Origin of the sequence: Bradyrhizobium sp. STM 3561, assembly GCF_045571455.1 — a bacterium.
Lineage (GTDB): Bacteria > Pseudomonadota > Alphaproteobacteria > Rhizobiales > Xanthobacteraceae > Bradyrhizobium > Bradyrhizobium vignae.
In genome coordinates, this window is the sequence record NZ_CP120695.1 from 1,995,450 (window position 1) to 2,005,026 (window position 9,577).

Annotated in this window: 6 protein-coding genes; 5 read left to right on the forward strand and 1 reads right to left on the reverse strand. The window is 63.6% G+C overall.

From position 1 onward, the window contains the following. Positions 1 to 2 precede the first annotated feature (2 nt). The 5 genes from P6U28_RS09010 to P6U28_RS09030 all read left to right on the forward strand — a co-directional run bounded on the left by P6U28_RS09010 (position 3) and on the right by P6U28_RS09030 (position 8,336). Positions 3 to 2,945 carry a formate dehydrogenase subunit alpha gene (locus tag P6U28_RS09010; RefSeq protein WP_407122076.1) on the forward strand — a complete coding sequence of 981 codons (2,943 nt, stop codon included), beginning with the start codon at positions 3 to 5 and terminating at the stop codon, positions 2,943 to 2,945. Between the two features lie 11 nt (positions 2,946 to 2,956). After that, complete coding sequence (gene fdh3B / locus P6U28_RS09015) at positions 2,957 to 3,553, forward strand: formate dehydrogenase FDH3 subunit beta (protein WP_122403933.1); 597 nt, start codon at positions 2,957 to 2,959, stop codon at positions 3,551 to 3,553. Positions 3,554 to 3,586: 33 nt separating this feature from the next. After that, a complete protein-coding gene (locus P6U28_RS09020) occupies positions 3,587 to 4,594 on the forward strand; it encodes a formate dehydrogenase subunit gamma (RefSeq protein ID WP_122403932.1) in 1,008 nt (335 codons plus the stop codon). A 387-nt stretch (positions 4,595 to 4,981) separates the two neighbouring features. Continuing rightward, on the forward strand, positions 4,982 to 6,046 hold the full coding sequence (locus P6U28_RS09025; protein WP_407122078.1) for a HoxN/HupN/NixA family nickel/cobalt transporter: 1,065 nt from the start codon (positions 4,982 to 4,984) through the stop codon (positions 6,044 to 6,046). Then, positions 6,027 to 8,336: a TonB-dependent receptor gene (locus P6U28_RS09030; RefSeq protein WP_122403930.1), complete on the forward strand. Its 2,310-nt coding sequence runs from the start codon at positions 6,027 to 6,029 to the stop codon at positions 8,334 to 8,336. The genes P6U28_RS09025 and P6U28_RS09030 overlap by 20 nt, the downstream gene beginning before the upstream one ends. 165 nt (positions 8,337 to 8,501) lie before the next feature. Here P6U28_RS09030 and P6U28_RS09035 read toward each other — a convergent pair whose 3' ends face one another. Then, entirely contained in the window at positions 8,502 to 9,566 is a 1,065-nt protein-coding gene (locus P6U28_RS09035) for a UDP-glucuronic acid decarboxylase family protein (RefSeq protein WP_122403929.1), read from the reverse strand. Positions 9,567 to 9,577 lie beyond the last annotated feature (11 nt).

The following is a 9,577-nucleotide window of genomic DNA, read 5'->3' on the forward strand; positions in this document are numbered from 1 at the left end:
CCGTGCTGATCAAGCGAACACACCAGCATTCCCCTCGCCAGGGCTCCGTTGTCGAGTCCCTAGCGGCACGGGCCGGCGGTCTCGACCGCCGCAGCTTCCTGCGCAAATCCGGTGTTGCCGGCGGCGCACTTGCTGCGCTTGGCACCATGCCGCTCGGCAGCGTGCGCAAGGCGGAAGCAGCCAAGGCCGGTCCGCTCACCGAAGGCGCGACCATCCGCAAGAGCATCTGCACGCATTGCTCGGTTGGCTGCACGGTGACGGCCGAGGTCTTGAACGGCGTATGGATCGGGCAGGAGCCCAGTTGGGATTCGCCGATCAATCGAGGCTCGCATTGCGCCAAGGGCGCTTCGGTACGCGAACTCGTGCACAGCGAGCGGCGGCTGCGCTATCCGATGAAGCTCGCGGGCGGGCAGTGGACACGCGTGTCCTGGGACACCGCGATCAACGAGATCGGAGACAAGCTTCAGGCTGTACGCGAGAAGTCGGGCCCCGATTCGGTCTATTGGCTCGGCTCGGCCAAGATGACCAACGAAGGCGCCTACCTATTCCGCAAGCTCGGTGCGTTCTGGGGGACCAACAACACCGATCACCAGGCTCGCATCTGCCATTCGACCACCGTCACCGGCGTCGCCAATACCTGGGGCTACGGTGCGATGACCAACAGCTACAATGATATCCGCAATGCGAAGACACAGGTCGTCTTGGGCGGCAATCCGGCCGAAGCCCATCCGGTATCGCTGCAACATCTGCTCGAGGGCAAGGAGCTGCAAAAGGCCAACTTTGTCGTCATCGACCCGCGTCTGACGCGCACGGCCGCGCATGCAACCGAATATGTGCGGATGCGGCCGGGCACCGACATCCCGGTGCTCTACGGCATGATGTGGCACATTCTCCAGAACGGCTGGGAGGACAAGGAGTTCATCCGGCAGCGCGTCTACGGTTTCGACGACATCAAGAAAGAGGTTGAGAAGTGGCCTCCGGAAGAAGTCGAGCGCGTCACCGGCATTCCGGGCGAGCAGCTCAAGCGCGTCGCCAAGATGTTCGCCACCGAGAAGCCGGCAACCCTCATCTGGGCCATGGGCCAGACCCAGAAGACCGTCGGCACCGCCAACGTGCGGGCGAGCTGCATCGCGCTCCTGATGACCGGCAATGTCGGTAAGGCCGGCGCCGGCGCCAACATCTTCCGTGGCCATGACAACGTGCAGGGCGCGACCGACGTCGGGCTCGATATCGTCACGCTGCCGTTCTACTACGGCCTCGCCGAAGGCGCCTGGAAGCATTGGTCGCGGGTCTGGGAGGTCGACTACGACTTCCTGAAGTCCCGCTTCGATTCCAAGCAGATCATGGAAACCCCCGGCATTCCGCTGACCCGCTGGTTCGAGGCGGTGACGCTGCCGAAGGATCAGATCGCGCAGAAGGACAATGTGAAGGCGGTGTTCGTGCAGGGGCACGCCTCCAACAGCATCACCCGCATTCCTGAGTCCCTCAATGGCCTGAAGGCGCTCGAGCTGCTCGTCATTGCCGACCCGCATCCGACGACCTGGGCCTCGCTTGCCGTCGAGGCGGGCCGCAAGGATGGCGTCTACATTCTGCCGGTTGCCACGCAATTCGAATGCAAGGGGTCGCGCGTCGCCTCCAACCGCTCGCTGCAATGGGGCGAGCAGATCGTGAAGCCAATCTTTGAATCGAAGGATGATCTCGAGGTCATCTATCTGATGGCGAAGAAGCTCGGTTTCGCCGACCAGATGTTCAAGAAAATCAAGGTCGAGAACAATCTTCCTGAAGCGGAGGATGTGCTGCGCGAGATGAACCGCGGCAGCTGGTCGACCGGCTATTGCGGGCAATCGCCCGAGCGCCTCAAGGCGCACATGAAAAACCAGGCCAAGTTCGATATGCTGACGATGCGGGCGCCGAAGGACGATCCCGAGGTCGGAGGCGACTATTACGGTCTGCCCTGGCCGTGCTGGGGGTCACCGGAAGTCAAGCATCCCGGCACGCCATTGCTCTACAACACCAATCTGCACGTGATGGACGGCGGCGGCACGTTCCGGCCGCGATTCGGCATCGAGCGCGAGGAGAAGCTGCCGGACGGCACGACGCGGAAGGTGAGCCTGCTTGCGGACGGCTCGTACTCGTTGGGGTCGGGCATTCAGGACGGCTACCCGGAGTTCACGCTGGCGAGCCTGAAGAAGCTCGGCTGGGACAGCGAGCTCACCGAAGCGGAAATGGCCGTGATCAACAAGGTCAATCCCGCCAATCCGGACACGGTGTCGTGGGCGCTCGACCTGTCGGGAGGCATCCAGCGCGTGGCGCTGGCGCATGGCTGCGTTCCCTACGGCAACGGCAAGGCGCGCATGAATGCCTTCGGCTTGCCCGATCCTATCCCGGTTCACCGCGAGCCGATCTACACGCCACGCGTCGACCTCGTCGCCAAATATCCGACGCTACCCGACGCCAAGCAGTTCCGGATGCCGAATATCGGGTTTTCCGTGCAGAAGGCGGCAGTGGAGAAGGGAATTGCAAAACAGTTCCCGCTCATCCTGTCGTCCGGCCGTCTGGTCGAATATGAGGGCGGCGGCGAGGAGACCCGAACCAACCCGTGGCTTGCCGAATTGCAGCAGGACATGTTCATCGAGATCAATCCTGCCGATGCCGCCGAGCGCGGTGTCAAGGACGGTGGCTGGGTTTGGGTCACCGGTGCCGAGAACAATTCCAGGGCGAGGATGAAAGCGCTCGTCACCGAGCGCGTCGGCAAGGGCGTTGCCTGGATGCCATTCCACTTCGGCGGGTGGTTCGCAGGCAAGGATCTTCGCGGCAATTACCCGAAGGGCACCGACCCGATCGTGCTCGGCGAAAGCGCCAACACGATCACGACCTACGGGTACGACCCCGCGACGGGCATGCAGGAGCCCAAGGTCACTCTCTGCCAAATCGCGGCGGCTTAGGAGTAACGACGATGGCACGTATGAAATTCCTCTGCGACGCCGATCGCTGCATCGAGTGCAACGCTTGCGTCACCGCCTGCAAGAACGAGCACGAGGTGCCCTGGGGCATCAACCGGCGCCGCGTCGTCACCCTCAACGACGGCAAGCCGGGCGAGCGCTCGATCTCGATGGCCTGCATGCACTGCACGGACGCGCCGTGCGCGGCCGTGTGCCCGGTGAACTGCTTCTACACCACGGCCGATGCTGTGGTGCTGCACTCCAAGGACCTCTGCATCGGTTGCGGCTACTGCTTCTACGCCTGCCCGTTCGGCGCTCCGCAATATCCGAAGGTCGGGAACTTCGGCTCGCGCGGCAAGATGGACAAATGCACCTATTGCGCCGGCGGCCCGGAAGCCGATGGCAGCAAGGAGGAGTACGAGAAATACGGTGCGAACCGGCTGGCCGAAGGCAAGCTGCCGCTGTGTGCCGAAATGTGCTCGACAAAGTCGTTGCTTGCGGGCGACGGCGAGATCATTGCGCAGATCTACAAGGAGCGCGTGATGAAGCGCGGCTACGGCTCGGGTGCCTGGGGCTGGAAGACGGCCTATCGCGAGACGATCGAATCCTGACGAAGGTCGCGCGCGGACATTGAGGAGGAGCTCATGGTGTCGTTTGCAAGGTTCGTCCGGGCGGCCGTCGGCGCCTGTGCTTTACTCCTCCTCGTCGTGGCAGCTCCGGCGCCGGTCGGCGCCCAGCAGGTCAATCCGACCGCGAGCTCGGTCAAGGAGCAGCAGCTCCTGCAGGAGCTGAACCGGATTCAGGGTCGCGTCAGCATCCCTGATGAGAGGTCCGGCGTTCTCGAACAGCCGCAGGGGCGGCAATGGCGCGAGTTCCACAATGTCACGCTGCGCTGGATCGGCGGCATCGCGATCATCGGCATGCTGGCGGTGCTCGTGATCTTCTATCTGACCCGCGGCATGGTGCGGCTCGAAAGCGGACGGTCCGGCCGCACCCTCGTGCGCTTCAATATCTATGAGCGTTTCGTGCACTGGATGACCGCTACCTGCTTCATCATTCTGGCGATCTCCGGACTGAACATCACCTTTGGCCGACCGTTGCTATTGCCGCTGATCGGCTTCGAGAACTTCTCCGAATGGTCGCTATGGGCCAAGTACGCCCACAATTATCTGAGCTTCCCGTTCACCATCGGCGTCGTCCTCATCCTGTTGATGTGGATCGGCGGCAATATTCCGAACAAGGTGGACGTCGAGTGGCTGAAGCGGGGCGGCGGCATCGTCGGGCATGATCATCCGCCGGCCTATCGCTTCAACGCCGGCCAGAAGGCGGTCTACTGGATCGTCGTGATCGGTGGCGGACTGGTCGCTGCGAGCGGCTATGTCCTGATGTTCCCGTTCTACACAACGGGGATCGAAGGCATGCAAATGGCCCAGATCGTCCACTCGGTCGTGGCGGTCCTGTTCGTCGCGGCGATGGTCGCACACATCTATATCGGCACCATCGGCATGGAAGGTGCGTTCGAGGCCATGGGCACGGGCGAAGTCGACGTCAACTGGGCTCGCGAGCACCATAGCCTCTGGCTCGACGAGCAGATGGCGCGAACGGGACCCAACGACGGACGACCGCAACCCGCGACCGCGGCGGCTGAATAGGGCGAAGCACCGGCGCGGACGCTCCGACCTACCGAGCCGACTCTTTCGCAAACAAGACGGAGCGGTCCTGCAGCTCCTGCTCGGGAAGCTTGATGGCTTGGCCTGTCTGCATGCCTTGAATGGATGCCATGCCGTGCTGCGCGTGATCACCTGGCGACCGTCAACTTGATCGTGAAAGTGGATATTAGGTTGCCAATAGCAGCGCCCCATCCCACCCCAGCGTCATGATGAGCCGGGCGCAGAATTCTTCCATGAGAGCAGTGATTTGGCTTCGGTTCTTGGCGGCTTTTCAACCGTCAGGTCGAAAGTGGCCCAGCTCTTGCTCTTGCCAGTATGAGGGATTTTGATAAACGTCATACTGTGGGGTCGGGAATGGAACGAGCGGCGATGCGAACTTTGCGGGCGGTCGAGCCCGGAACTGTGGCGCTGCTCGGCGGGCTCGTCGCCGCCAACCTCGCCACGTGGTCTTGGGCCTTCATGCTGTTCGGCGACCGGCCGACGGTGATGGCGACCGCACTGCTGGCCTGGGTGTTCGGCCTCCGCCACGCCGTCGATGCCGACCACATCGCCGCGATCGACAATGTCGTGCGCAAGCTGATGCAGGCGGGTGGCGCGCCGCGCAGCGTCGGTTTCTATTTCGCGCTCGGCCATTCCAGCGTGGTCGTTGTCGCCACCATGCTGCTTGCGCTGGGCGTGGTCAGTCTTGGCGGCGACAGCCTGCTCAAGGAGATCGGCGGCTTGATCGGCACGTCGGTGTCGGCGCTGTTCCTGCTCGCTGTTGCGCTCATCAACCTCGTCATTTTCGTCGGCCTGTGGCGGACGTTCCGCGCGGCACGGGAGGAGGGCGTCCACGACATTGCGCAGCTTGACGCGTTGCTCGCCAGCCGCGGCATCCTGGCGCGGCTGCTCGGCCCGATGTTCCGCCTGGTGACAAAGCCGGCACATATGTACCCGCTCGGCTTCCTGTTCGGGCTCGGCTTCGACACCGCGACCGAAATCGGCCTGCTCAGCATCTCCGCCAGCGAAGCCGCGCGTGGCGCCTCGCTCGTCGATGTCCTGGTCTTTACCGCGCTGTTTGCGTCAGGCATGGCGCTGGTCGACACGGCCGATTCCGCGCTGATGGTGAGCGCCTATCGCTGGGCCTTCGTCGATCCCCTGCGCAAGCTCTGGTACAACCTCACGATCACGGGCGCCTCGGTCGCGGTCGCGCTGTTCATCGGCGGCGTCGAGGCGCTCGGCCTGATCGCGGATCGGCTCGGCCTCTCCGGCGGTATGTGGACGCTGGTCGAGGGCCTCAACGAGTCGCTGGCGAATGTCGGCTTCGCCGTGATCGCGCTATTCGCGATCGCATGGCTCGTCTCGGTCGTGTTCTATCGCCGCATGTTCGCGGACGGCCGCCATTGTGCCGGGACGAAGGTCTTGGAATGCGCCGATGCAACCGAGGCGGTGTGAGCCTGGTCGTTGCGGCGGCGCGCTGACTGCACTCTCGGCCCTGCTGCTCCTCGCCGATAACGGCCGCGCGCTTGCGCAGAGCACCGGCATCTCGCGCGAACTTCCGCCAATCCAGGTCGATGGCGAGGCGCTGGTCCGCAAGAAGCCGCTCGCATCGCGCCGCACCAGAAAGCCGTCCCCCGCCGGTCACCGCATCCTCGTGTATCCAGCAGCGACGCAGGCGTCGGATGCGCGCAGTGCCGGCTCGGGTGCAATGAGCGGAGCCGGCATGGCCAGCGAGATCACCGTCTCCCGCGAGGAGATCAACGCGCGCCCGATCTCGCGGCCTGGTGAGGTGCTCGAAGCCGTGCCGGGTCTGATCGTGACGCAGCATTCCGGCGAGGGCAAAGCCAACCAGTACTTCCTGCGCGGTTACAATCTCGACCACGGCACCGATCTGGCGATCGTCGTCGACGGCGTCCCCGTCAACATGCGTACCCACGCGCATGGGCAGGGCTATGCCGATCTCAACTGGCTGATCCCGGAAACCGTCGCCGCAATGGACGTGCGCAAGGGGCCTTACTTCGCCGACGAGGGCGATTTCGCCTCGGTCGGAAGCGTTCATATCGGTCTGATCGATCGCACCTGGAGACTGGCGCAGGTGAGCGCCGGCAGCTTTGGTTACCGCCGTCTGCTCGGCATGGATTCGGCGAAGCTCGGTGACGGTTCGCTGCTGGTGGCCGGCGAAGTGGGCACCTACAACGGGCCGTGGGACAACTCCGACAATGTGAGAAAGCTCAACGGCCTCGTGCGCTACAGCCAGGGCACTGCGACCGACGGCGTGTCCATCACCGGCATGGCCTACGTCAACAAATGGAATTCGACCGACCAGGTGCCGCAGCGCGCGATCACCAGCGGCCTGCTCGACCGGTATGGTTCGGAAGACCCGAGCGACGGTGGAAACGCCGACCGTTTCGCGCTCTCCGGCCGTATCGCGCAGACCGACGATACGGGATCGTGGAAAGCAAATGCCTATGTGGTGAAGAGCCAGCTCGACCTCTTCAACAATTTCACTTACTTTCTCGACGATCCCCTGCTGGGCGACCAGTTCCACCAGCACGACAAGCGTTTGATGGCGGGCGCCAACGTCTCGCGCACGCTGAACGGTTCGTTTGCCGGCCTGCCGATGCAGATCACCCTCGGTCTGCAATCGCGTTATGATGCGATCGATCTCGCGCTCACCAACACTTTCCAGCGCGGCTTCCGCGCCAATATCCGCAGCGACAAGGTCGGCGAGGGGAGCGTCGGGATCTATGCCGAAAACACGGTGCGCTGGACCGATTGGCTCAGGACGACGGTGGGCTGGCGCGGCGACTATTACGCCGCTGACGTCACCTCTCTGTTCAATGCCGCCAATTCCGGCTGCGCCGATGCCGCGCTCGGCAGTCCGAAATTCAGGATGGTGCTTGGTCCGTTCAACCAGACCGAATTTTTCCTCGGTGCCGGCTACGGCATGCACTCGAACGATGCCCGCGGCGCGACCACGACGGAAGACCCCGCCGATCCCGCGACAAGGCTCACGCCGTCGCCGCTCCTGGTGCGCACCAGGGGCGCGGAGATCGGTGTTCGCAGCAGGATTGTTCCCGGCCTCGACACCTCGCTCAGTCTCTTCATCCTGGATCAGGATTCCGAGATCCTGTTCGCGGGCGATGCCGGCGACACCTCGGCAACCCGCGCCAGCCGTCGGTACGGCTTCGAGTGGAGCAATCATTACCGGCCATGGTCGTGGATCGATATCGACGCGGATCTCGCAATGACGCATGCGCGCTTTCGCGGCTATGACAGCGAGCAGGCACAGGCCTATGCCTCGCTTGCCGGCTATCCCGAGGCGCAGATCGGCAATGCGCCCGGCAACTACATTCCGAACGCGCCGGCGATGGTGGCATCAGCCGGCGTCACGGTGGGCGAGAAGACCGGCTGGTTCGGAACCTTGCGCTGGCGCTATCTGGCCTCGAGCCCGCTGACGGAGGACAACGCATTCCGCTCCTCTGCGACCAGCATCTTCAATGGCCGCCTCGGCTATCGTATCGATAACGGCTGGCGCCTTCAGCTCGACGTGCTCAACCTCTTCAACGCGAAGGCGAACCAGATCACCTATGCTTATGGTTCGCTGCTCAAGACCGATACGCTCTACAATCTCTGCACGTCAGGCGCCGCTCCAGCGGCAGTCTGCCGGAATGGCGTGATGGACTACGTGCTGCACCCGGCGGAGCCGCTGACATTCCGGGTCACCGTGGCCGGGACGTTCTAAAGCATGATCCGGAAAAGTGCGAAGCGGTTTTCCGGAAAGATCATGCGTAAACAACGAGCTAAAGCGCGATGACGATTCATCCAAATCTCATCGCGCTTTGGGTTTGCTCAGATCGCGGACCCTGCGCTGGCGCTCTGCAGCGGGGCGCAACCTGATGATCCGCCGTCACGATTGATCGGACATCGTCAGCCGGTCGCGCGCTGGATGGCGTGCCCTGCGCGGGGCGATGGCCGGCACGAGCGGGGGCGACTCGCCGGCGAGACGCAGCGCGAAATAAGCAATGGTCGCTTGAAGACCGTCCCTCAGTGCCACCCGCGGACGCCATCCCAGGATCTTCTCTGCGGCATCGATCACGGGCTTGCGTCGCTTGGGATCGTCCTTTGGCAGCGCTTCGAAGCGCAGCGGGGAGGCCGATTCAGTGCAGGCCAGCACTTCACGAGCGATCGCCTCGATCGTGACCTCGTGCGGATTGCCGAGATTGTATGGGCCGGTGACCGAGGCAGGGCTCTCCATCAAAAGCTGAAGCCCCCGCACGAGATCGTCGACGAAGCAGAAGCTGCGGGTTTGCGTGCCTTGACCGTAGATCGTGATCGGCTCTCCGCGCAAGGCTTGAACGATGAAGTTGGAGACGACGCGTCCGTCATTCTCGAGCATGCGCGGGCCATAAGTGTTGAAGATGCGCGCGACCTTGACCTCCGTCCCGTGCATGCGCCGGTGGTCGAACATCAGCGTCTCCGCGGCGCGCTTGCCCTCGTCGTAGCAGGCCCGCGGGCCGATCGGATTGACGCTGCCGAGATAGGATTCCGGCTGCGGATGCACCTCCGGGTCGCCATAGACCTCGCTGGTGGAGGCCTGCAGGACCCTGGCGCGCTTCTGCCGCGCGAGCTCGAGCAGGTTGATCGAGCCGAGCACACAGGTCTTCATCGTCCCGACCGGATCGGTCTGATAGTGCCGGGGGGAGGCCGGGCAGGCGAGGCTGTAGATCCGGTCGATATCGCCCTCGATCTCGATGGGATCGCGAACATCATGCTCGACGAAACGGAAATTCGGATGATTGAGCAGCGGCCGGATGTTGTCGGCCGTCCCCGTGAACAAATTGTCGAGGCAGATCACCGTGCTGCCGCGTTGCAGGAGCGCGTCGCAGAGGTGCGATCCGATGAAGCCGGCACCGCCGGCGACCAGGACTGTCGGCGAGCGGCGGGAGGCGTGGATGCGGGTCTGGAGTGTCATGATCTGGCCTT